This is a genomic window from Microcoleus sp. ARI1-B5, assembly GCF_036705795.1.
In the GTDB taxonomy this organism is placed as follows: Bacteria; Cyanobacteriota; Cyanobacteriia; order Cyanobacteriales; family Microcoleaceae; genus Microcoleus.
This window is the reverse complement of sequence record NZ_JAUBVK010000008.1, coordinates 124,285-146,180: the sequence shown is the minus strand read 5'-3', so window position 1 is coordinate 146,180 and position 21,896 is coordinate 124,285. Positions and strand designations below refer to the sequence as shown.

Genomic DNA, 21,896 nt, shown 5'->3' with positions numbered 1-21,896 from the left:
TGAATCAAATCAATTCAGATAAAAAAAACAAGGAGGAGGGGTTTTTAACAATTTCCCCCCTTCCCTTTCAGCTCTAAAAATCCCTCAATTGAGCAGTTATCACAGCAACTTCCTGAATCTGGGAACCGCGGCGCACCTTCAGCTTCAGAATTTGACCAATTTTGCTGTTTTCCACCAAATTTTGCAACTGTTCGGGCGCAGATACTCCCTCGCCCTCAATTTGAACAATCACATCCCCCTTGCGAATCCCCGCTTCCTCCGCAGGCGTATTTGGCACAACTCGCATCACTAACACCCCTGTAACTTCCGGGACAATCAAAGGAGCATTGGGGTCAGAATTATTCTCTCGGGCCATTTCAGGAGTCAAAGCAATCATCTGAATCCCCAAAAACGGATGGCTGACTTGTTCTCCCTTGGCTAACTGCGCGTAGATGGCCTTGGCTTTGTCGATCGGAATCGCAAAGCCAATACCCATTGCGTCGGCTCGAATCGCCGTGTTAATGCCAATCACTTCTCCTCTGCTGTTTAACAGCGGGCCGCCGGAATTGCCGGGATTGATGGCGGCGTCGGTTTGAATGAAATCGAGCCTCTTGTCGGGAATGCCGACGGCTGCACTGGAGCGTTTGAGGGTGCTGATAATGCCCAAGGTGACGGTGTTGTCAAATCCCAGGGGGTTGCCCACGGCGATCGCCCAATCTCCCACTTTCACCGCGTCCGAATCTCCCAAGGTGGCCGTCGGCAGGTTTAATTGCTTGGTATTAATTTTGACAACAGCCAAATCCGTTACTTCGTCAGTACCTTGCACTTCTCCTGGAAATGTCCTGCCGTCGTTTAAGGTGACAGTCACTCGATCGGCTTTGTCAACTACGTGAGCGTTGGTTAAAACAATCCCGCTTTTGTCAATAATGAAGCCGGAACCTTGACCGCGCAACCGTTCTTGTCTGGGGGTCATGCTGCGCAAATCTTCTCCCAAAAATCTGCGGAAGAAGGGGTCTTCCATTAAGGGATCGATGTTGCGGCTGACAGTGCGCTCGGTATCAATGCGGACAACTGCTGGCCCGACTCGATCGACTGCAGCCGTCACAAAACTGCCGGTATCCGCCGGGAGTTCCGGGCCGCGCAGCGCTAACAGTTGCGGATGCGGGGGGGTGGCTGGGGAACTCTGGAACTCTACTTTCTGGACGGCTGTTTTGGGCTGTTCCCGAAAGTTGGGCGAGGACTTGATATCAGTGGCAGAGGCTGGTGCAGGGCTGATTGTCCAAGCATTTAGGGCGATCGTAATTGCTAAAATTAGGGTTAACAGGCGAACTGCGATTCGGGGTGCGGGGCGAGAAAATTTGAACAGTCTCATAGTGTTGCTCTTTGTCAAGCTGAGTTAATTGGGTGCAGGCGTTCTCGCACGGATTGAATATTCGATCGCGAGCTAGCTCCTAAACATATTTTAATAATCAAACGTAGGTTGAGCAAAGCGAGACTCACCATTCTAAGCTAATAAGATGGGTAAAACCTCAACCTGGTCTACAAGTCATGTAGAGCCAGACTTTCAAATACCTATAGCAATCCTAAATCATTTGTGAATCTCTTACTCCCTCCCCTTGGTAAGGTGAGGGTTGGGGTGGGGTAAAAAATTTACGACTCCTGCAAGAATTGCTATATTATATTTTATTATCGCTCGCTGACCTATACGTTCTGTTACGATAAGGCCCGGGCTAACAGATAATGGGTAAAGTAAGAGTTAGAATAGATTGTCTATTTAAATTTTCAGCTAAGTTGGTATTAAATTTTAGTTATTCTTGAGGTGCATCTTTCTACTTGACAAGCGAATTTAAAAGGTGGTACAATCCCCCGATTTATCCGTGGAATCAATCCAAAATCTAAAATCTAAAATCCTCAAGCCCCCGCATTTATCCGTGGGGTCGCCTCTAAAATCTAAAATCTAAAATCCTCAAGCCCCCGCATTTATCCGTGGGGTCGCCTCTAAAATCTAAAATCTAAAATCTAAAATCGATTGACCAGTCAATTTAAAATAGGCAAAAACTATGAAACCTTATGTACCCAGCAACAAAGTGACGAGTACCGGGCTTAAATGGCTGTTGCTATCCTCGGTGATTGGTGGTCTTGCTATTGGCGGACTTACACATCTGATATCGTTATCAGTAGCTTACCTGATTGTTGTCTTTCCCTTTGCCATGGGATTTACAGGGGGTAAAGTAATGGTTGTAGCAATCCGCCAAGGAAAGGTAAGAAATCCGGCGATCGCCACCCTTTTTGGGATACTAACTGGACTGCTCATGTATGGATCGCTGCATGGCGCAGGATACTGGCAGTTTAAGCAGTCCGCTTCCGAGCAAATAACAAAAGAACTGGAGGCAGCAAGCGGCAACCAATCCAACAATATTATCGATACCTTCCTGCAAGAAAAAACAGGCTCTAAAGGTTTTGTGGGATATTTAAAGCACAATGCCCAGCAAGGAGTAAGTATCGGTCGCTTAGACGCTACGGAAATCACCAATTTGGGTGAGACGGGTACTTGGATTTACTGGCTGATTGAGTTGGCGATAATCGATATTACGATCGGTGCGATCGCCTACTGTACTGCTAAAAACCCTTTCTGCGAAAACGGCGACCAGTGGTATAAACGCCCGGAACATATTGGCATTGTCAATCCCCAATGCTCTGAAAATTTCTTGAATCTGCTTCAAAACGATCGATTCGGTGAAGCTGGAAAATTGCTCGACCCCTTACAAGGAATCCATCCTGCTAATTTGGAAGTTTACCTGCAACGCTGTCCTTGCTGTAAGTTCAGCGATCCGATCTTGACTGTAAGTTCTATTTCTAAGGACCTCAACGGCAACCCGAAACTGAAGCAGGTCGCCCAGGGTGTGCTTTCTCTTAGCCAGTACAATAAATTCCACGAGGCAGTGACTCAAAACCTGCCTTTGAGTGGAGAACCAAATGCAGTTCCTACTAATGATGAAGAAATCAGTCTAGCGCAGCAAGAGCGTTCTAGTATATCCCCCGGCGATCGCTTCGAGTCTCACGATCTGAGTGCATCGGCTCAAGCAAAGCTCGTCGAACAACTCTCGCGCTACCCTCAAGTCAAGGAAGCCTATCTGGTACGCAAAACCCTGCAATACTTCCCTGAAAAGCCCTTCTACGTTTTAGGGATTATACGTCGTCGCGGATTCATCGAATCAGAAGAGGCAGAACCCAACTTGCTAAAGAAACTTATGACTGAACTAGCTTTGCCTAACCAAACATGGATTATTTGCCTCAACAAGGATCGAGCGATGACCAAAATACTTCAGCAAACCGCAGGCCAAGCCATTTATCGGAAAAAATAAGCGGTCAAGTTTGGAAAACGAACGACGAGGCCAGAAACCGGGTTTCTGCCTCGCTCTCGAACCGTAGAAACTAGGATGAGTTGACACTCCGGGCGCGTGAACGCACGGGGATTCTTGGTTCAATCAGTCAACTTGCCCGTTGATGTCACCACCAACGAGTAGAGGTCGGTCTGTCCCCAAGCGTTAATTTCGGTGTGCCCCACCGTATTTAAATTAATTCCTGTTTGCCTTAATCCTTTCGCCAAAATGTTCAAGGCGGCGTTATGATCGCGGTCTAATACTGCACCGCAACTGCAAATATGAGTTCGGATTGACAGCGATTTTTTGACAGTATTACCACAGGTTGAACAATCTTGAGAAGTGTACATAGGAGCAACAGAAACTACTGTTTTACCGTACACTTGAACAAAGTATTGCAGCCCTTGAGCAAACTGCTCCCAAGCTGCATCATTAATCGACTTAGCAAGCTTATGGTTCTTAACCATATTTCTCACCTGAAGGTTTTCGTAGGCTACAAAATCGCGCTTATTTTACTACGCCGGGCGTCGTCTTAACGGCGAAGTCTTTGCGCTGCCTACTGACTTTCAAATGTTTTCTGCCTAACTTGTTAATCGCTTTGAAGCGATTATCCGAACCTTTCTTTTTCCCTTGAAACCCGTCTCTGCAATCGCTTCAAAGCTTTTTCACTTTTGCGAAGATAGCGAGGGTTGGGAACTGTCTCACCACTACTATAGCGTGTAAAAATGGTTTAACCCCACATCTATCCCAATAGCAATACCAGTGGGAATAGATTCCTCTGTCCGTTCCACATTGATACACAACTGAGATCCGTAACCGTCAGCACGACGAATAACTCTGACTCGTTTAATCTCGCTGGGTGCATAGAAATGCAAATCACGACTACCGACTAATTTAAATGTTCCAGCAGCAAAACCGCCTGTAAAAGTTAGACCTCTTTTATCGGCAGAAAGCTTCCAACCTGATGTCTTATATTCGGGGAGGAGCGAGAGTGTTTTCTGAATTGTGGATATCCCTTTTTCCCTGGCTTCTTAGCTTTGCAAAAAGAGAAAAAACGTTGAATAGCAAAAATGGCACGTTGGGCCATCGCTTGACGCGCCATCGAGTTAAGCTTGGCTGCCCATTCAAACTCTTTTGCCATGAGGGCACATTGTTTGTAGAGGTCAGCCAGCTTAACTGCTTGATTGTCGATCCAGTATCTGAGAGCTTTGTTTCTGACAAATTGGGCTGTGCGGATCATTTCGTCGATGACCCGGTACTGCTGCGTTTTGCCTTTCAACTTGAACTCTAGTACAATCATGGAAATATCCTCTCACGCTTATAGACCGTTGTGTCCATAACACAATTTACTTAAAAAATCTTTGCACTTTACGGTCGCAATTAAAGCCGTCCTAGAGGGACGGGGCTTTTACCCAAATTTCCGGTAAAGTCGTTCGATCGCACTTCTGAACAAACTGGTTCAGCAAAGCCAAGGACAAGCAATGCTGGCGGCGAGTCCCTGGCAACAGTGATATAGTACAAATGTCCGCACATATTAAAATCCACATTTTGCACCATTTGCAAGCACAGGCTTTCGGGCTGTTCCACAAAAACTCAATTTTCTTGCGGGCAGGACTCTTCTAATCCGCCCTTAAAAAGCCGATCGAGCGCGGTGCCAGCTACCAGTTAAAACCTACTCGAAAATATTCGGAATTCAAACTTTTAAAAATTTCCCTCGTAACCCCAATGATTATATCGGATACTTCTACTGACAAATCCTTGCCCTCAAATTCCCACCACCATCACGACGATAAATCAGCCCACCCTCACCATCACGATGAAGAATCGATGCGACGGCTGGTCAATCGCTTGTCTCGGATTGAGGGACACGTCCGTGGCATTAAAACAATGATCCAAGAAAACCGTCCCTGTCCCGAAGTCCTCGTGCAAGTTGCTGCGGTTCGAGGAGCGCTCGATCGCGTAGCGAGAATCATTCTTGACGAACATTTAAGTGAGTGCATCGCCAGAGCCGCGAAAGAAGGCAATATTGATACGGAAATAGAAGAGTTGAAAGCGGCTTTGGATCGGTTTTTGCCTTAGCCGTTGCCAATTTTTCAATTGATATAACACAACCTGCAAATTAGACAAAACTTGCAAGTTATGATTTCTGGCGCCTTTTTTAGGCATCTTTCACAAACAGGGGAAAAGCGTCAAATTTTCTCTCCCTCACCCCAATCGTCGCAACATCTAATTTACAGCAGATTGCAGGTTTATCAAGTACACCCGCCTATCGTTCAATCCCCCTAGGGACACGGGGTCCGGCCGTGTCTAAAGCTGCTTCATAAACCAGGGATACGCTGTATATGCTTCGCAGTTTATGAGAGCGAGTGTTGTTAGAAAAGAATTAGTCAGGTTTGTCGCGACGAAGGAACTCCTCAAAAGCTTCAAAAGCTGACTGCAAACCATTAGATAATCGGTGATTAATCCGACTTGGTATGAAGTGTCTAGACTTTCGTCAGCTTGGCTTTTAGGTGGTATCTGACTGTTGCGTAAACGGCTTTATAGGAAGCCTCAATGTTGTATTCCTGCTGCAACCACTCTTGAATTTCTCCATAGCTTTTAAAGCCTTTCTGAGGGTCGCTGAGGCGCATTGCCAAACTAGCGCGGGCCAGAGGAGGAATGGCCGGCTTGCGGCCGCCGCTGTGCTTTGTTTCGAGGAGTCCTTCGAGTCCGTAAGAGCGGTACTTTCTCAGCCACCGCTGCACTGTAATTCGGTTTACCCCGATCGTCATTGCTAATTCTTTAACTGTCTTAACATGACAAATTTTGAACAGGTAAAGTGCTTGAATTTTTTGAAAGCCGCTTGCCGTTTTTTGTTCAGTTAACAGGTTTTTTAGTTCTTCACTTGTCTCTGTGATGCTAAGTTTACATACTCCAGCCATGTCAATTTCCTCACGATTCGCGTTCTACAATACCTTTGTTTGACAAGGGAGCAAAATCCGCTCCTCTCCTAAATGCTCGCCTTTTGTTTGCCATGAAGCCATACAAAAGCGCTCTCATTAAACTTTTTCATTCCTGGACGCACTCTGACGCTCAGAAACCAGATTATTTTAACCTGAAGCAAGGTTGCAACGAAGTTTTTTGGGAAAAAACCAGGTTTATCGGTCAGTTTTGTATTGAACGGACAAGGGTTATTGCTAATACTGATAGCCGTTAACCGCTCGACTGTAACATTAGCTGCCATAGGTGACTTTTAAGGAATACCATTTATTCTCTTATAGTTAAACATATAGCATGGTTTTCCTGGTATTTATTGGTAATTTTTGCGAACGTATGGGCGATTTTTAGCCATAAAGAAATTCGGTAAGTGTGAAACGAGGGTTCCAAAGAGGGCCCGCCCGATAAACGATACGGGCGGTTTCAAGCGCCGTGAATCTTTGCATTACACGGGGATTGCTAGATTCGGTGTAATGAATGTAATGCACTTTTACTCTTGACAATTACCAGGGAAAATGGAGAAACCGGCTCACGCATAATGTTTGCTCTTTCGAGCCTAATTGAGAGGGGTGATGTTAGCTTGCGCCCTAGTTTACGGCCGGTACTCGATCTAGGAGACTGATTTAACCCAATAAATCTGTTTCATCCTAAATTTCGCGATTCCAGCAACTAGCTGAGCATTCCTTGGTAGGTCTTAAACTATTACCGTTAACGTAGTACCCAAGGTATTGAGTCTGGTCAACTGTGGTTTAAGTTTTAGGCCCGAAGCGAGCGTGTCTTTAGACCAGGGTTGTTGACTAGGTGGTAGGAAACAGGCTTGGTCTGTACACCAGCGATCGCATTTTTATACAGACATTCCCCTACTCCCAGAAGTGATTTTCTGGCTTTCGCTGTGCCAGAAATCCTGATACATCAACACTCTCATCAGCCGGAGCGGGTAGCGCCGAGTGACGTTGCAACCGACATTCACAGCAAGCGGGCAAGTATCTGTGAAACTACTTGCTTTATCGTCAGTTGAGTAAAACACGCTGAGGGTCGCATTGTCAATTTTCCAGCATTACAGTACCACTATCGGCTATTTTTTCCAGCTTACTGTGATCGAAATGATGATTTCTATGTGATACTACTAACATGACTTAGTGATCGTGGTCACACTAATACTCAGTAACTTCAACTACTAATAAAAAGTTATGGGTTCGATCGCACTTTCCACCTAAAATCTTGGGAATTTAGTGAGGAAGTGCGATCGACATTGTGGTTAAATTTTTAAATGTGAATTTTTAACCAAGGGGAAAAGAGAATGCAGTTTTGTCCTTAACCCTCCCCAAACAATCTAATTTATACTCAAACCTTGCAGATTGAGGGAAGTCTCGCGCTGGGTGTGAATCTTTGAGAACCTAAAATCTAAAATGGCAGAAGATCCGGTGCAACCAGCTTGCTGACAGTATTCTGCATTTAAAAGGTGTAGAGAAGCCACAATGAACGTTGACGAACTGCTCAAGCTATACGCAATAGGAGAAAGAAATTTTAGTGGGGTCTACCTGCACTCCGTGTACCTCTACGAAGCAGAATTGATTGGAGCCAATCTGTCTGAAGCCGACATGATTGGAGCCAATCTGTGCAAAGCCAAACTCAGCAGAGTCAACTTTAGCAAAGCCAATTTGTGCAAGATTAATTTGAGCAGAGCAGACTTAGGTGGAACAGACCTCACAGAAGCACTTTTAGCTGAAGCTAACCTGTATCGAGCTGAGTTGATGGGAGCAAATCTTAGCAAAGCAGACTTGAGCGGAGCTTCCCTGATCCAAGCAACTTTAATTGGAGCGAACATATCTCGGGCAACACTCTGCCGTGCAGACTTGCACGGAGTAAATCTTTACGGAGTAAACTTGCGGAGGGCCGTTCTCACAGAATCCGATTTAATTGGGGCAAACTTAACCAAAGTAGACCTCAGCGGAGCCGACTTAATGGGAGCGAGCCTGATTAGGGCAGATTTGACTGAAGCGATTTTAAGTGCGTCAGATTTAAGCGGGGCAAACCTGTTGGGAGCAAACCTTACAAAAGTCAACCTGAGCGGAGTATATCTTAAGGGTGCGACGATGCCCGACGGCACGATTCACGACTAATTTATTTGTTAAATTTTATGCTTGCCGATAACTGCGGCTAAAGGGTAATGAGGTTTTCATTACCCTAATTTATTGGTAGCGAAATCTTTATTTGAGGCTCAGGTAAGGCAGAGAACTTGAAGGTAGGGTGCTGATGGGGCACAGAACTCCTACATAGGGCAAGTCAAAGGATTTGTTGCGTGAACTTGTGTTATCTTGATTTTCAATTGCTTCGATAAAAGCTATTTTAGATTTAATATTTGGGATTGTGGATGGTTAAAATGAAACTCAGAATCCTGGCTGCTGCAACGCTGCTGAGCGCGATCGCCCCGATCGCCCCTGCACGCGCCGAGAACATCCAACACACGCAACAATTACTAGCCACCCGACAGTGCCCCAACTGCGACCTCAGCAGTGCAGGCTTGGTTTTAGCCAATTTAACAGGAGCCAATCTCAAAGGTGCTGACTTGAGGTTGGCTAACCTCAGCCGAGCCAACCTCACCGGGGCTGACCTCAGCGGTGCCAACCTCAGCGGCACCAGTTTGTTTGGCGTCAACCTCACGGGGGCTAACCTCAGCGGAGCCAACCTCAGCGGTGCTGACTTGAGAAGCGCCTATCTCAGCAACGCCAATTTAACTGACGCCAATTTAACTAACGCCCAACTGCTGGGAGTTAGAGGAATGCCAACTAATATTGGCACTGCGGAAGACTTCTACCGGTTGGGAGTGCTGGAGGCTCAAGCGGGAAACTACAGAAACGCCATTGATTATTACAATCAAGCCCTGAATCTGAAATCGGATATAGCCGCTGTTTATTTTGCGCGCAGTATGTCTCGCGCTGACTTGGGAGACTTCGCAGGCGCGACTCAAGATGCCGATCGAGCTAAGCAACTATTTGCCGCTCAAGGAAATCCCCAAGGTCAGGAATTGTCCAAGCAGTTAACCGAAGCAATTGTAGCGCGCCAAAAGCCAACGGAACCCCGCACTGGGGGCGGCAACTTTATGAGTCTTCTGGGTTCGATCGGTTCTGTGCTGGTGAAGATACTCTTGCCTTAACACAGCTTGCTAATTCAGCGGAATCTCGATCCAGAACTCTGTACCCTGACCCGGTACAGAAACACACTTGAGTACCCCTTGGTGTTTCTCAACTACAATTTGATAACTGATAGACAGTCCTAAACCCGTCCCCCGACCGACGGGTTTAGTAGTAAAAAAGGGATTAAATATGTGAGCAATTAACTCTTTGGGGATGCCGTGACCGTTGTCGGCAATGCAAATGCCTACCGTTTTTTCATCGATTAATTCGGTGCGAATCCGAATGCAAGGGGATGGGAAATCAGGAATCAAACGCTCGGTGCTGGCATTTATATCTACTGTCTCGACATCCTGTTTTTGGGAGCTTAAATATGTCGCGGCTGCACTTATCCCTAGGGAGTGAACATTCACAACTCGCTCTATTTCTCCCATTTCTAGGGCGTCAATGGCATTGCCGATCAGATTCATAAATACCTGATTTAGCGAGCTGGCATAGCATTCAACTAAGGGCAATTTGCCGTATTCTTTAATGATTTGTACGGTGGCGCGATCCGATTGGGCTTTGATCCGGTGCTGCAAAATCAACAGGGTACTCTCGATGCCCTCGTGAATGTCAACGCCTTTCTTTTGAGCTTGATCGAGCCTGGAAAAATTGCGCAAAGATACAACTAACTGGCGGATGCGCTCAACTCCGATTTTCATGGAACCCAAAATTTTTGGCAAATCTTCGGCGAGAAATTCGATGTCGATTTCTTCGGAACACTCTCTAATTTCTGGGTTGGGATTGGGGTAGTGTTGGCGGTAGAGATCTACCAAGCAGAGCAAATCTTTGCTGTATTCGCTGGCGTGGGACAGATTGCCGTAGATAAAGTTAACGGGGTTATTGATTTCGTGGGCGACGCCGGCCACCAGTTGTCCGAGACTGGACATTTTCTCGGTTTGAATCAGTTGGGCTTGGGTATTGTGCAATTCTGTGATTGTTTTAGCTAGCTGTTCGGCTTTTGCTCGATCGGCTGCTGCAGCATTCAGACTTTCTTGATAAAGTTCTGCTTGATGAATGGCGATCGCAGCTTGAGAGGCCAAATTTTGCAGCAATTCCTGTTCTGCGGTTGGCCAAACCCTCGGCCCGGAACACTCGTGGGCAATCAGCAACCCCCAGCATTCGGCATCTTTGGCGATCATCGGCACAATTAAACTTCCCCTCACCTGCAAATTTTCCAAAAATTCGCGGTGACAGGGCGTTAAATCCTCAGTATTAATATCATTAATTGCTCGCACCCGTCCGGCTCGGTAAAAGCAGTCTGAGCCTTCGTCCAAGCATTCTTGTGGAGATTTGACACCTAAAATTGACTGCCACTGGCCGCGAACAGCTTCGACCACTACCTCGCCGTGTTCGCCTCCGACAAATTGGTAAATTACCGTGCGATCGGTATCCAACAAAACTCTCACTTCCCGCACAATAGTTTGCAGTATGGTTTTTAAATCCAAGGTGCTGCGAATTTGGTCTCTAACTCGCGTCAATACTCGGGCAAAATCCAAGGATTTTTGCAATTGGGCAGTGCGTTCTTGAACTTGGCGCTCCAAGTTAGCATTCAGGGTTTGCACTTCTTTATAAAGAATGTACTGCCCAATTGCCGCACAAAATTGGCTGCCTATAGCTAAAGCTTGCTCGATCTCCTCCCATTTCCACTCGGGCGACTGACCTTTTTTGATTTCTCGCCAGACTTCAAAGGATTGTCGGGGAAGGATTTGTGCAGCGCTGCTGTCAAAGCGCCCCGCCCACATTTTTTCGGTATCAATTTCATTGCGAAACACGGTCAAACAGCCGACTACTTGTTGTTGGTACTGGAGGGGAATTACCAGCAAACCCCGAATTTTAGTAGATTGGAAAGCTGGAACTAAAACTCTAAATAGAGGTTCTTTGTATAAGTCTGTAATTATCCAAGCCCTGAATTGGGAATTAGGAATTGGGAAGTTGGGAATCTTTTGGCTATTTTTGAATCCTTTGCTTAGCCATTGCTGCCAGAGGGGATGAGCTTCGAGCGCCCTGACGGTTTCCCAGTGGGGAAGTGTCGGTTGCTCGCCTGTGGCGAACAGCTCAAAGGTAGCATCGCTGCTGGCCGCGGCAATGGGAAATGCTCGATCGCTCGAGGTCGCCGATAACTTTTCACCGTTGATTTTCGGGGTATTGAGATAGAGTCTGCCGCCGCTGCCGCCCAAAGCGGTGACAGTGGCTTCTAAAGCCTGTTGCAGTTGAATGTTGGCGTGACCGTACAACAGGGCTGTGATGCGGCTCACGGTGGCTTCGCGGGCGGCTTGAGAGCGGGTTTGCTGGAGCAGCATCGAGTGGCCGATGGCACTCGACAATTGATCTGCGACGACCTGAACTACTTCTAAATCTGTTGATGAAATATTGCGGGGGGTGGAGTGGTGAGCCACTAACAGTCCCCACAGTTCGATATGAGTTTGGCGATCGTTTCCAGGCTCGTATCTAGTCACGCACGCGGGGGCCTCGCAGATATCGGTTTTGTTGTTTTGCGACACGCTCCTGCGGTGCAAAATCGGCACGACTAAGGAAGATTGCACTCCCATTGCCATCAGGTAAGCTGTGTGGCAAGGATCGAGCGATCGGTAGTGCATCTCTTCATTGACTACAGCTTGACCGGTGTCTGCGGCATCGAGGGGACTCAGGACGATCGTCCCGGAGTTAACATCTACTATTGTCCGCTGGCGCATGCGGACATACATCTCCCGCGCGTGGGGGGGAATGTCGTCTGCTGGAAAGTGCAGTCCTTTCAAGGAAGGGAGATGTATGTTATTAATTGATTCGGCAACAACTTCTCCGCTGCCGTCGGCACTAAACCTGTAAATCATGATGCGATCGCTTTTCAAAAAAGACCGCACTTCTGCTACCGTACTGGTTAAAATATCTTCTAATTCTAGAGATTGGCGGATGCGTTCTGTGATTCGCCTTACCAAAACTTCTCTGTCAAGTTTATGATGTAATTCTTGCGTGTTTTCTGTCAGTTGCATAAATCTCCTTTTGCAATAATACAACGATCCTAAAAAGTTTTGATGCGATGCGATCGCGATCGGACTCAACTGCATCAGCCAGAGTTTTTGACTGAACCGAACTGTGCTATTAATCGGCTTACTGGTTAGATACGACGGTCTATCGCCTCTGGCACCCTGAAGAAGCAAAAAAATCGGCGATTGTTGAGGTGTATTCCTTGCCTTCAACAGACAGAGCGACTTAACCAAATGATAATTATTATTTTAATCCTCTTATAAATTTCTCGCAATCTTAAATTCTCACGATCGCAATTATTTATTGTTAGGATAAGTTGACATTTGTTTGTATAACTTCATATAATGATAATTAACCTGAGTTTCGAGCGGCCCCCCGGCGCTGACAAATTTCGCTGCGCACGCTCATCAGAATTTTACCCAAATGATTTTGGCCGGTGCGATCGCAGCCGCACCCCCAGTAGTAATCCGTTGGTGAATCCTCCACAATCATTCGCTCCCCTGTGGCCAGGAGAATAGCTTGAATGTCTTGATGAGCGAGAAACTTAGTTAAAACTGCTTCGCGCATAATGGGAATTTTCACCGCTTCCCAATCAGCGCGCATCCGGTGGTTTGGATCGCGACCTAATTGGGCTGCTTCCTGAGGAGTTGGTACGGCTCGAATTGTCGCCACCAATCTTTCATCGGCACTACCGACAAATTTTTGGGCTTGATAGTAATGTTCCACAGTCAACCAATCTTGCCCGTACAGGCAAATGTCGTGCGGTGAAAAATTGGAAAAGCAGCCGTAAGGTTCCTCTACTTTATAAAAATAAATTATCATAATTATTTGAGATATTAGATTTTAAATTGTACAGGATTTATGCGTAACCTCCGTAACCTCTATAAAGTAGAGTACGCAGCGCGCACTTTACTTTATGTGGATTTAAGAATATTTATTCTTCCCTCTTCCTTCTTCCTTCTTCCTTCTTCCTTCTTCCTTCTAAAACGGCATCAGCTTTTTCAGAGCGCGGTTAGCGATATCGGCATAGCGCAGTTCGCCGCACAAAATTTTGCTCATCAACGGAGTAGCACTCGTCGATTTGACGCCCGCTCTGTAAGCAGAGCCAGTAAACTGATAGAATGCCCGAGCCAAGCGACGGGCCCAAACCATATCAGTTCCCCATTCTTCGGCGATCGCCACAGAATACTGCTCCAGGGCGTCGCCGGCACCTGAGAGAGCTCGATCGATCGCAATCGCTGCCTTAAATCCGCTAAATATGCCTGGTCGAATCCCTTCGCCGGTGAGGGGATCGGCGAGACTGGCGGCTTCTCCTACCAGTAGCGCGTTTTGGGAGTGCAATTGGCGATCGCCATCCCAGAGAGAAAGTGCGTGTTCCCGCACGTTGCTGACACTAACATCCGCACCGCACTTAGTTGCATAGTTGGCTAAAATTTTCTTCATATCTTTTGGCTTGTCACCGCGCATCGCAGCAATACTCAAAGAGTAGCCGTCAGCTTTGGGAAAGCTCCAGATAAAACCTTTTTTGATAGTACCAAAATCGAAATTAAGCGCATCGCCCTTGATTGAGCGAGTTTCTAAACTTGCGCTCAAACAAAGTTTTGGCTCTTTCAATCCCAGCCACTTAGTCATCGGCCCGCCGGCACCGTCAGCAGCAATCAAATAGCGGCAGAAAACTGGTTCTGAATTAGTTTTAACTTCCCAAACAGAGTTCTTAAATTCAATTCCTTTGACTTCTGTTGAATCTCTCAGTTGGGCACCATTTTTTTGAGCTTGTTTAATTAAAAAGTCATCAAATACATCTCGCTGTACCATCCACATTGGCGAAGCTACCTGAACTTGCACCGGATCTTCCATTTTCCAGGTGTAGCTAACTTTGTTAACTTTCATAGAAATAGCTGGCGTTAGGTCAAAATCGAGCCATTGGGCGATCGCCGAAGAAACACCACCGCCACAAGGTTTCTTGCGGGGCCAAGACGCTTTTTCCAGTACCAAAACAGAACGTCCCAGAAGAGCCAGATGATAAGCTGCTGTGCTGCCTGCCGGGCCTGCACCCACAATAATGCAATCAAATATTTTTGTCATCAGTCATCAGTCATTAGTCATTGGCCATTAGTCATTAGTCATTAGTCATTGGTCATCAGTCATTAGTCATTAGTCATTAGTCATTAGTCATTAGTCATTTTTTAGCGGTCATTTTTTAGTAGTCTGTTGTCATTAGTTATTAGTTGAGCAGTCCTGAACACAGAAACCCGGTTTCTTAATATCAACAGTCATGGCAGCAAGATTGTCGCAGAAACCGGGTTTCTTAAGACTATCGTGCGTCCACGACTGTTGATGTTATTAGTCATTGTCCCTGATTTGTGAGTTGGCAACTAATGACTGCTGACTGCTGACTAATGACTGCTGACTAATGACTGCTGACTAATGACTGCTGACTACCGACTTTTATACTGTCGTGATATCTTTCTCTTTCGCTGCCAGAACTTCTTCTATTTTGGCAATGTACTTGTCCGTCAGCTTTTGAATTTTATCTTGCAAGTCTCGCGATTCATCTTTAGAGATATCGCTGCTTTTTTCCTGCTTGCGAATCGAGTCAACGGCATCGCGGCGGATATTGCGAATTGCGACTTTACCTTCTTCGGCAAACTTCGCGGCCATTTTGACAAATTCTTGGCGTCTCTGGCTTGTCAGCGGCGGAATGTTCAAGCGAATAACTGCACCGTCGTTGTTGGGTACGAGTCCTACATCTGACAGGGAAATTGCTTTTTCGATCGAGGTCAGCGCTGTGCGATCGAACGGTTGAATGTTGATCGTAGTCGCATCCGGGGTGCCGATATTGGCAAGGGATTTGATCGGAGTTGGAGATCCGTAATAATCTACCATGACTCGATCGAGCAGGGAGGCGTTGGCGCGTCCCGTCCGAATAGTATTAAAAGACCGTTGAGTAGCCTCAACAGCCTTTTGCATATGATCTTCTGCTTCAGCTAACTTCACAAATTCCTCCGACAAGGGTTCCAATAGATTCTCCCATTACGGCGCGGTAGATGTTGCCCGAGACCGAGAGGTCAAATACCATAATAGGAATATTATTTTCTTTGCACAGGGCGATCGCGGTACTGTCCATCACCCGCAAGTCTTGGTTCAAGACGTGGGCGTAGGTGAGGGTTTGATACCTGCGCGCGTTGGGGTTGACGTGGGGGTCGGAATCGTACACCCCATCTACCTTAGTCGCTTTAAAAATCACCTCTGCATCAATTTCAGCCGCCCGCAAAGCGGCTGTAGTATCAGTAGTAAAAAAAGGATTGCCAGAACCGGCACCAAAAATCACTACCCGTTTTTTTTCCAGGTGCCGAATGGCGCGCCGCCGAATGTAGGGTTCAGCTACTTCTTGCATGGCGATCGCCGATTGCACTCTCGTGGGCACACCTGCTTGTTCCAGTGCATCCTGCAAAGTGATAGCATTCATTACCGTAGCAATCATGCCCACATAGTCGGCTGTTGCCCGATCCATCCCTGCGGAAGCTGCTTTCACGCCGCGAAAAATGTTGCCGCCGCCGACAACGATCGCGATTTGAATGCCTTGGGACACGACTTTGGCCACTTCCTGGGCGATCGACCCAACGACTACCGGATCGATACCGTAGCCCAAGCTGCCCATCAGCGCTTCACCGCTGAGCTTCAGCAAAACCCGCTGATAAACCATCCCCATGTCGCCACTATTTTTTTACTCTTTTTGTCTCCACCATAAGATAGCAGCACGGGTGCATTTTGAACATAAATTGCCTGGAACAGGCTTTTGAGCTTGTTCCAGAACACCTTGGAATGTTGGCTGTTGACTGTTGACTGTTGACTGTTGACTGTTGGCGGATGGCAAAAAAACGGTTTCTCCTAAAAATCCTCGAACTCTCCAAGAGATATTTACGCAGAAACCGTATTCCCCCCCCCGCCTGCGTCTATGACTGCCTTAGTTCAATCCTTGGGAACGAAATCAAGAGCAGCAGAATTCATGCAGTAACGCTGACCGGTGGGTTTGGGCCCGTCGTTGAATACGTGGCCCAGATGAGCGTCACAAACAGCACACAGTACCTCTGTGCGGCGCATGAACAAGGCGTTATCCGCCTCATTCCTGACATTTTCTTCTTTTATCGGAGCGTAGAAACTCGGCCAACCGGTACCGGAATCGTACTTTGTTTCTGATTTAAATAGCTCAGTGCCGCAGCAAATACACTTATAAATTCCGGGCTTTTTGTTGTCGTGATATTCGCCGCTAAAAGCTCTTTCCGTTCCTTTTTTTCTTGTGACTTTGAACTGTTCAGGCGTAAGTTGCTGTTGCCATTCGGCGTCGGTTTTCTTAACTTTGTCTGTCATGGCTTAATGTTTGGTGTAGATGAAAGTAGTTGTTTGTAGTTAACAATTAACGGTTAATATTATCTCCTTATATTACCGCCACATAAAGGCATAGAGCGTGAGGACTTTAGTCCTCAGAGGACTGAAGTCCTCACTACGAACATTTTTGAGGGACAATTTATTGGAGATAATATGACTGTATCTTGCTGTTAACTCATGCCTCCATTAATATTAACCTAATTGGCTCGAAATGAACATACCAGGGAAAAGGATTGTCCTTAATCGCCCGCCACTTTTCCTTGAAAACTTCAGCTTGCAAGTGATAATCTTGGGAATCATCGGGAGGCGAGTGCAACTTGAGATATAATGTCACCCGGTGCGGAGTTTCCACCGTTGAGGCGATCCAACAAGCAAAAGTATTTTCGCGATCGCACCCGCTAACAAAACTGACTTGATGAGCCCGAATTCCCACAGAAACCAAAGATTTCGGAATTGGTTCGACGACAGTCAAAGTGCAGCCCCAGCCGATCGCCTCCACGACGGTTTCTGCAACAGGTTTAGCAGCACAGAAGTTCTTACAGCCCGTCAACTGGGCGACGGTGAAGTTGCGCGGGCGATCGAAAATGTTCTGTTTGGTATCAAAGGCGATCGCACTTCCGTCAGCCAAAACCAACAGATTTGTGCACACCCGGTAAACCTCCTCTAAATTGTGGCTGACAAACAAAGTAATGCCCCGATAATTAGCCAGAGTCTGCATTAACTCCCGTTCCAGTTGACTCCGCAAGTGCGTGTCCAAAGCCGAAAACGGTTCATCTAACAGCAGCAATTCTGGCGAGCTCACTATTGCCCTCGCCAAAGCCACCCGCTGCTGCTGGCCTCCCGAAAGTTCCTGCGGATAGCGGTTTTCCATTCCCAACATTTGCACCGAAATCAATTGTTCTTTTACCCGAAGTTTTTGCTCGCTTGCCGATAAATGCTGCAAGCCAAAAGCAATATTTTCAGCCACAGTCAAGTGAGGAAACAAAGCATAGTTTTGAAACAAAAAACCGATACGGCGGTCTTTAGAAGGCACATTAATACCCTCTGCTGAGTCAAATAAAACCCTGCCGTTGACGGCAATTTTACCGCTGGTTGGAGTTTCCAAACCGGCGATGCAGCGCAGAGTCATGCTCTTGCCAGAACCCGACGCGCCCAAAATTCCCAGCACTTCCGGCCCGAGATCGAAGCCAACATCCAACGCAAAGCCAGAGAGAGGTTTAAAGATGTTTAAAAAAAGTCCGCTTTCCGGTTGTATTTTTTGGGGTTTTATGGTAATATCAGAGGCGGATTTGGAAAGATGAGATTGCAGTTTATAGTTGGGATTGACTTGGGGGGAGATTCTTTGTAAATCCGTCCAAAAATTAACAGCAGTGAGCATCGTCAAAGAAATACTGAGCACAATCAAAACCCAAATACCAGCTTGCCTCATATCCCCAGTTTCCACAGCAAAATAAATTGCCATCGGGATAGTTTGAGTTTGTCCCGGAATATTCCCCGCTAACATCAACGTCGCGCCGAATTCACCCAAAGCGCGGGCAAATGCCAGAATAGTTCCGGCTAAAATTCCCGGCCACGCTAGCGGCAACATAATTCGCCAAAAAACTTGCCACTCCGAGGCGCCTAAAGTGCGGGCTGCGTTGAGAAGATTGGCATCAATTTGCTCAAAAGATCCCAAAGCAGTTTTGTACATCAGGGGAAATGATACGACGGTGGCTGTAATGGCGGCGGCTTGCCAAGTGAAGATGATTGTTAAGTCGAATTTTAGCAAGAATTGACCGATCGCGCCATTTCTCCCAAACAACAGCAGCAGCAGGAATCCGACTACTGTGGGCGGCAAAACTAAGGGAGAGATGAAAATGCCTTCAATCAAGGCTTTACCTCGGAGGCGGGTGGAAAGCATCCAGCGGGCGGCGGCGATTCCGAGAAAGAAGGTAAAGCAGGTGGCGATGGCTGATGATTTCAGGGATATCCAGAGCGGAGAAAAATCAAATTCCATAAATCGTAGGGGCGGGTTTCACCAACAATAATTGCCTCAAACAAATAATTTCCTAAACCCGCCCCCACCCAAAGATAAATCAAAATGTACAATTTTCGCATTCGCTAGTAGGGGCGGGTTTTACCAACAATCTCGGGCTAATACCAATAATCTCGTAAACCCGCCCCCACGAACACGGCAAATCGAAATGTACCTCTTTGAATACACAAGGTTATCTGTTGTGTGGGGGCCGGTTTATATATCTTGTTGGCGGGAGTTAGATATTGTTGGTAAAACCCGCCCCTACAAAATTTCGTTGTATGAGACTGGTTAGCTCGCTAGACCGAATCCGTATTTCTGAAATACTATTTTAGCGCGATCGCCCGCCAAAAACTGCACAAACGCTTTTGCCGCCACCAGGCTGCGGCTGTTTCTGATAACTGCTAGCGGATAAACAATGGGAGAGTGCAAATTTTCGGCAGCCGTTAGCTGTACAGTTACTTTGTCGGATGTTTTGGCATCTGTGGCGTAAACTATACCAGCATCAACGTTACCGCTTTCGACAAATGTCAGGACTTGGCGGACGTTATTTCCGAACACTAATTTTGGCTTAATTTGCTGCCACAATCCTAGTTTAGTTAGCATTTCCTGGGCGTATTGTCCGACAGGTACGCTGTTGGGTTCGCCGAGCGCAATTTTCTTGATTTTGGCATCTGTCAACTGTTTAAAATCGCTCAAAACTGCGCCCTTTTTGGGAGCAATCAAAACCAGGCGATTTGTCAGCAAATTGCGGCGCGTTTCGTTAAGGAGCAGATTAGCTTGCTGCAAAGCATCCATTTGTTTGGTAGCGGCGCCCAAAAATATATCTACCGGGGCTCCTTGCTGAATTTGTTGCGCTAGAGCGCCGGAAGCACCAAAATTATAAGTGATATTCACATTGGGATTGCTGCTTTGATAAACTGTCTTGATTTCTGTTAATGCTGGCGAGAGACTGATAGCCGCAGATACGGTTAAAGACGTGCGCTGCTGCGCTGTCGCTGGAGAAACACTCTGAAATAAGTTCCAACTAATTAGTAGTAGCAGCGCTAAAACGGCTACTATAATCAAGTTAAAGATGCGTTTTCTTTCCACAGGGTTATGTTCTGATTTCCCACAGGGCGTTTGACACTCTCGGTAGTAGTAAGGTGCACAGCGCGCACCCTACAAGTAGAGTCTGTTTGTCTGGGACGATCGCCGTCTAATGACTAATGACTAATGACTAATGACTAATGACTAATGACTAATGACTAATGACTAATGACTAATGACTATTCCCGCCATTTGACAGAACAGCCGATCGCATCTGTACTGGAAGGCTCTACCTGTTCGTCTTTGAGCAATTGGTCGATCGCGCTTCGCAGATAAGAAACCTGCACCGCCCCCGGATCGTCGGCGTTGTCGTCAATTAAACCTTTATAGCGCAATCTGCCATCTTGGTCTAACAAAAAAACCTCCGGCGTTTTAGAAGCCCCAAAACTTTCAGCCACATCTTGAGCAACATCTCGGATGTACGGGAAGTTGAGTTGATTGTTGGCTGCAAAAATTTTCATGTTGTCAAAACTGTCGTCGGGATGCTGGTTTGCATCATTAGCATTAATCCCGATTAAAGTAACATCTCGCTCTTGAAAATCGGCTTGCAGTTCTTTCAGGCGATCGAGATACAACTGCACGTAAGGGCAATGATTGCAGATAAATACTACCCCGATCGCGCGATACTTTTCTAAATATCGAGCTAAATGGTGAACTTCTTCGTCAACTCCCGGCAGTTCAAAATCGGGAGCGTAGCCGTTAATCGGAGTACCCATTGTTTCCCTTAGTAAATTTATGTTTGCAGCAGGTGAATATCTGTATTTGCACCATCAAATATGGCAGGAGCGGCACGAATTAAATTGGCTGTTTTTTGGCGGTAGCTTAATTCTCACCTGGCCAACAGCCTATTTTCATTCGCAACCAAACGATTTATTCCTCGTCTTGCTTGAGCCAACCTTTCGCCAGAGCTTGATATCCAATCATTTTGTATGTTAATTTGGCGGCGGTAAATTCTGAAACTACAGAATCTACCACAGGTGCTAGTTCCATAATGTCGCAGCCGATTACTTCGTAGGACTCGAAGACGCGGCGCAAAAATCCGGTGAGCGAATACCAATTTAACCCGCCCGGTTCGGGTGTGCCAACGCCTGGTATTAATGTCGGATCGATGCCGTCTAGGTCGATCGTCAAAAATACCCGTTTCGTTGTTATGCTGGCAATGGCGCGATCGGCCCAATCCGGTTGAGTAGCAATTTCGCGAGCTCGAAAGACGTTTAGCTGTTTGGCTTTAATCAAGTCGGCTTCTTCCTTGCAGATGGCGCGAATCCCGATTTGCAGTGTGGGTAAGCCCATATCGACAATCCGGCGCATCACGCAGGCGTGGTTGTGGATCGAGCCTTCGTATTCGTGGCGCAAGTCGCCGTGGGCGTCGATTTGCACGACTGTGAAGGGTTCATCCGGGTATCCTTGGCGGTAGCCTTCGACAACGCCGGCGGTGATGCTGTGCTCGCCTCCGAGGGAGATTACAAATTTATTTTCACCAATTAGCTGCTGTACGGTTTTTTGCGTGACTCGCAGCATTTCTGAGGATGACACTGGTTGGCTGTTGCGAGTATCGGCGATCGGCATTGCGGTATAAATGCCGACATCGTAGCAAACCTCTGAATCGAGTTCTTCGTCGTAACATTCGAGCTGGTGAGAAGCTTCTAGCAGTTTAGCCGGCCCGTTTTCGCAGCCTCGGCGGTAGGTGGTGGTTGCCTCGTAGGGAATTGGTAAAATAACTACTTTGGCTGTGTCGTAGTCGGGTACAATTTCGGAACCGAGAAAGGGCACGACAGATGTTGCAGCGATCGTTGGCATAAGGGAAATTTCAATAAGGCAAAAAAGTCAGCATCTTTAATCCTGACATAATATCGGCTCTAACTGCAAAGTAGTCAGTTGACAGTTGACCTGTGACAGTTG

Annotated in this window: 18 protein-coding genes and 1 pseudogene; 4 read left to right on the top strand and 15 right to left on the bottom strand. The window is 46.8% G+C overall.

The genetic code is table 11. The features are described 5' to 3' along the window. Nucleotides 1–73: 73 nt before the first annotated feature. Nucleotides 74–1,351 carry an HhoA/HhoB/HtrA family serine endopeptidase gene (locus tag QUB63_RS15090; protein ID WP_332946067.1) on the bottom strand — a complete coding sequence of 426 codons (1,278 nt, stop codon included), beginning with the start codon at nucleotides 1,349–1,351 and terminating at the stop codon, nucleotides 74–76. A 688-nt stretch (nucleotides 1,352–2,039) separates the two neighbouring features. Here QUB63_RS15090 and QUB63_RS15085 point away from each other — a divergent pair. Then, a complete protein-coding gene (locus tag QUB63_RS15085) occupies nucleotides 2,040–3,344 on the top strand; it encodes a hypothetical protein (RefSeq protein WP_332946066.1) in 1,305 nt (434 codons plus the stop codon). A 119-nt stretch (nucleotides 3,345–3,463) separates the two neighbouring features. On the opposite strand, the pseudogene QUB63_RS15080 reads toward QUB63_RS15085, so the two are convergent. Continuing rightward, nucleotides 3,464–4,662, bottom strand: a pseudogene (locus QUB63_RS15080) (RNA-guided endonuclease InsQ/TnpB family protein). 80 nt (nucleotides 4,663–4,742) lie between these two features. Then, nucleotides 4,743–4,949, bottom strand: a complete 207-nt coding sequence (locus tag QUB63_RS15075) for a hypothetical protein (RefSeq protein WP_332946065.1) — start codon at nucleotides 4,947–4,949, stop codon at nucleotides 4,743–4,745. Nucleotides 4,950–5,087: 138 nt separating this feature from the next. On the opposite strand from QUB63_RS15075, the gene QUB63_RS15070 reads away from it, so the two are divergent. Next, nucleotides 5,088–5,441, top strand: coding sequence for a metal-sensitive transcriptional regulator (locus QUB63_RS15070; RefSeq protein WP_332946064.1), 354 nt, complete (start codon nucleotides 5,088–5,090; stop codon nucleotides 5,439–5,441). A gap of 404 nt (nucleotides 5,442–5,845) precedes the next feature. Here the strand turns inward: QUB63_RS15070 and QUB63_RS15065 are convergent, their stop codons facing one another. Further along, a complete protein-coding gene (locus tag QUB63_RS15065; RefSeq protein ID WP_332946063.1) occupies nucleotides 5,846–6,283 on the bottom strand; it encodes a helix-turn-helix domain-containing protein in 438 nt (145 codons plus the stop codon). Nucleotides 6,284–6,351: 68 nt separating this feature from the next. After that, on the bottom strand, nucleotides 6,352–6,585 hold the full coding sequence (locus QUB63_RS15060) for a hypothetical protein (RefSeq protein WP_332946062.1): 234 nt from the start codon (nucleotides 6,583–6,585) through the stop codon (nucleotides 6,352–6,354). 1,231 nt (nucleotides 6,586–7,816) lie between these two features. Here QUB63_RS15060 and QUB63_RS15055 point away from each other — a divergent pair. Together QUB63_RS15055 and QUB63_RS15050 are read left to right on the top strand one after the other, a co-directional pair. Continuing rightward, nucleotides 7,817–8,461, top strand: a complete 645-nt coding sequence (locus QUB63_RS15055; protein WP_332946061.1) for a pentapeptide repeat-containing protein — start codon at nucleotides 7,817–7,819, stop codon at nucleotides 8,459–8,461. 260 nt (nucleotides 8,462–8,721) lie between these two features. Then, a complete protein-coding gene (locus tag QUB63_RS15050; RefSeq protein WP_332946060.1) occupies nucleotides 8,722–9,495 on the top strand; it encodes a pentapeptide repeat-containing protein in 774 nt (257 codons plus the stop codon). A gap of 9 nt (nucleotides 9,496–9,504) precedes the next feature. Here the strand turns inward: QUB63_RS15050 and QUB63_RS15045 are convergent, their stop codons facing one another. From QUB63_RS15045 to speB, 10 genes are all read right to left on the bottom strand, one after another. Further along, nucleotides 9,505–12,507 (bottom strand): GAF domain-containing protein, encoded by a 3,003-nt coding sequence (locus tag QUB63_RS15045; protein ID WP_332946059.1) that lies wholly within the window; start codon nucleotides 12,505–12,507, stop codon nucleotides 9,505–9,507. Between the two features lie 346 nt (nucleotides 12,508–12,853). Next, nucleotides 12,854–13,324: an NADAR family protein gene (locus tag QUB63_RS15040; protein WP_332946058.1), complete on the bottom strand. Its 471-nt coding sequence runs from the start codon at nucleotides 13,322–13,324 to the stop codon at nucleotides 12,854–12,856. 159 nt (nucleotides 13,325–13,483) lie between these two features. Further along, nucleotides 13,484–14,578: a geranylgeranyl reductase family protein gene (locus tag QUB63_RS15035; protein ID WP_332946152.1), complete on the bottom strand. Its 1,095-nt coding sequence runs from the start codon at nucleotides 14,576–14,578 to the stop codon at nucleotides 13,484–13,486. Nucleotides 14,579–14,950: 372 nt separating this feature from the next. Next, a complete protein-coding gene (gene frr, locus QUB63_RS15030; protein ID WP_332946057.1) occupies nucleotides 14,951–15,499 on the bottom strand; it encodes a ribosome recycling factor in 549 nt (182 codons plus the stop codon). Then, nucleotides 15,486–16,214 carry a UMP kinase gene (pyrH, locus tag QUB63_RS15025; RefSeq protein WP_332946056.1) on the bottom strand — a complete coding sequence of 243 codons (729 nt, stop codon included), beginning with the start codon at nucleotides 16,212–16,214 and terminating at the stop codon, nucleotides 15,486–15,488. Before pyrH ends, frr begins: the two co-directional genes overlap by 14 nt. Before the next feature lie 260 nt (nucleotides 16,215–16,474). After that, nucleotides 16,475–16,873: a peptide-methionine (R)-S-oxide reductase MsrB gene (gene msrB, locus QUB63_RS15020; protein ID WP_332946055.1), complete on the bottom strand. Its 399-nt coding sequence runs from the start codon at nucleotides 16,871–16,873 to the stop codon at nucleotides 16,475–16,477. Between the two features lie 193 nt (nucleotides 16,874–17,066). Further along, complete coding sequence (modB, locus tag QUB63_RS15015) at nucleotides 17,067–18,887, bottom strand: molybdate ABC transporter permease subunit (protein WP_332946054.1); 1,821 nt, start codon at nucleotides 18,885–18,887, stop codon at nucleotides 17,067–17,069. Nucleotides 18,888–19,196: 309 nt separating this feature from the next. Beyond that, the gene (gene modA, locus QUB63_RS15010; protein ID WP_332946053.1) at nucleotides 19,197–19,997 is read right to left on the bottom strand and encodes a molybdate ABC transporter substrate-binding protein; all 801 of its coding nucleotides are present in this window, start codon (nucleotides 19,995–19,997) and stop codon (nucleotides 19,197–19,199) included. A 176-nt stretch (nucleotides 19,998–20,173) separates the two neighbouring features. Further along, a complete protein-coding gene (locus QUB63_RS15005; protein WP_332946052.1) occupies nucleotides 20,174–20,710 on the bottom strand; it encodes a thioredoxin family protein in 537 nt (178 codons plus the stop codon). A 154-nt stretch (nucleotides 20,711–20,864) separates the two neighbouring features. Continuing rightward, nucleotides 20,865–21,794: an agmatinase gene (speB, locus tag QUB63_RS15000; protein ID WP_332946051.1), complete on the bottom strand. Its 930-nt coding sequence runs from the start codon at nucleotides 21,792–21,794 to the stop codon at nucleotides 20,865–20,867. Between the last annotated feature and the right edge of the window lie 102 nt (nucleotides 21,795–21,896).

Bases quoted from the DNA above. Each gene is read 5' to 3' on its own strand.
- QUB63_RS15090 (WP_332946067.1), bottom strand. From the start codon at position 1,351: ATGAGACTGTTCAAATTTTCTCGCCCCGCACCCCGAATCGCAGTTCGC.
- QUB63_RS15085 (WP_332946066.1), top strand. From the start codon at position 2,040: ATGAAACCTTATGTACCCAGCAACAAAGTGACGAGTACCGGGCTTAAA.
- QUB63_RS15070 (WP_332946064.1), top strand. From the start codon at position 5,088: ATGATTATATCGGATACTTCTACTGACAAATCCTTGCCCTCAAATTCC.
- QUB63_RS15065 (WP_332946063.1), bottom strand. From the start codon at position 6,283: ATGGCTGGAGTATGTAAACTTAGCATCACAGAGACAAGTGAAGAACTA.
- QUB63_RS15060 (WP_332946062.1), bottom strand. From the start codon at position 6,585: ATGGCAGCTAATGTTACAGTCGAGCGGTTAACGGCTATCAGTATTAGC.
- QUB63_RS15055 (WP_332946061.1), top strand. From the start codon at position 7,817: ATGAACGTTGACGAACTGCTCAAGCTATACGCAATAGGAGAAAGAAAT.
- QUB63_RS15050 (WP_332946060.1), top strand. From the start codon at position 8,722: ATGAAACTCAGAATCCTGGCTGCTGCAACGCTGCTGAGCGCGATCGCC.
- QUB63_RS15045 (WP_332946059.1), bottom strand. From the start codon at position 12,507: ATGCAACTGACAGAAAACACGCAAGAATTACATCATAAACTTGACAGA.
- QUB63_RS15040 (WP_332946058.1), bottom strand. From the start codon at position 13,324: ATGATAATTTATTTTTATAAAGTAGAGGAACCTTACGGCTGCTTTTCC.
- pyrH (WP_332946056.1), bottom strand. From the start codon at position 16,214: ATGGGGATGGTTTATCAGCGGGTTTTGCTGAAGCTCAGCGGTGAAGCG.
- msrB (WP_332946055.1), bottom strand. From the start codon at position 16,873: ATGACAGACAAAGTTAAGAAAACCGACGCCGAATGGCAACAGCAACTT.
- modB (WP_332946054.1), bottom strand. From the start codon at position 18,887: ATGGAATTTGATTTTTCTCCGCTCTGGATATCCCTGAAATCATCAGCC.
- QUB63_RS15005 (WP_332946052.1), bottom strand. From the start codon at position 20,710: ATGGGTACTCCGATTAACGGCTACGCTCCCGATTTTGAACTGCCGGGA.
- speB (WP_332946051.1), bottom strand. From the start codon at position 21,794: ATGCCAACGATCGCTGCAACATCTGTCGTGCCCTTTCTCGGTTCCGAA.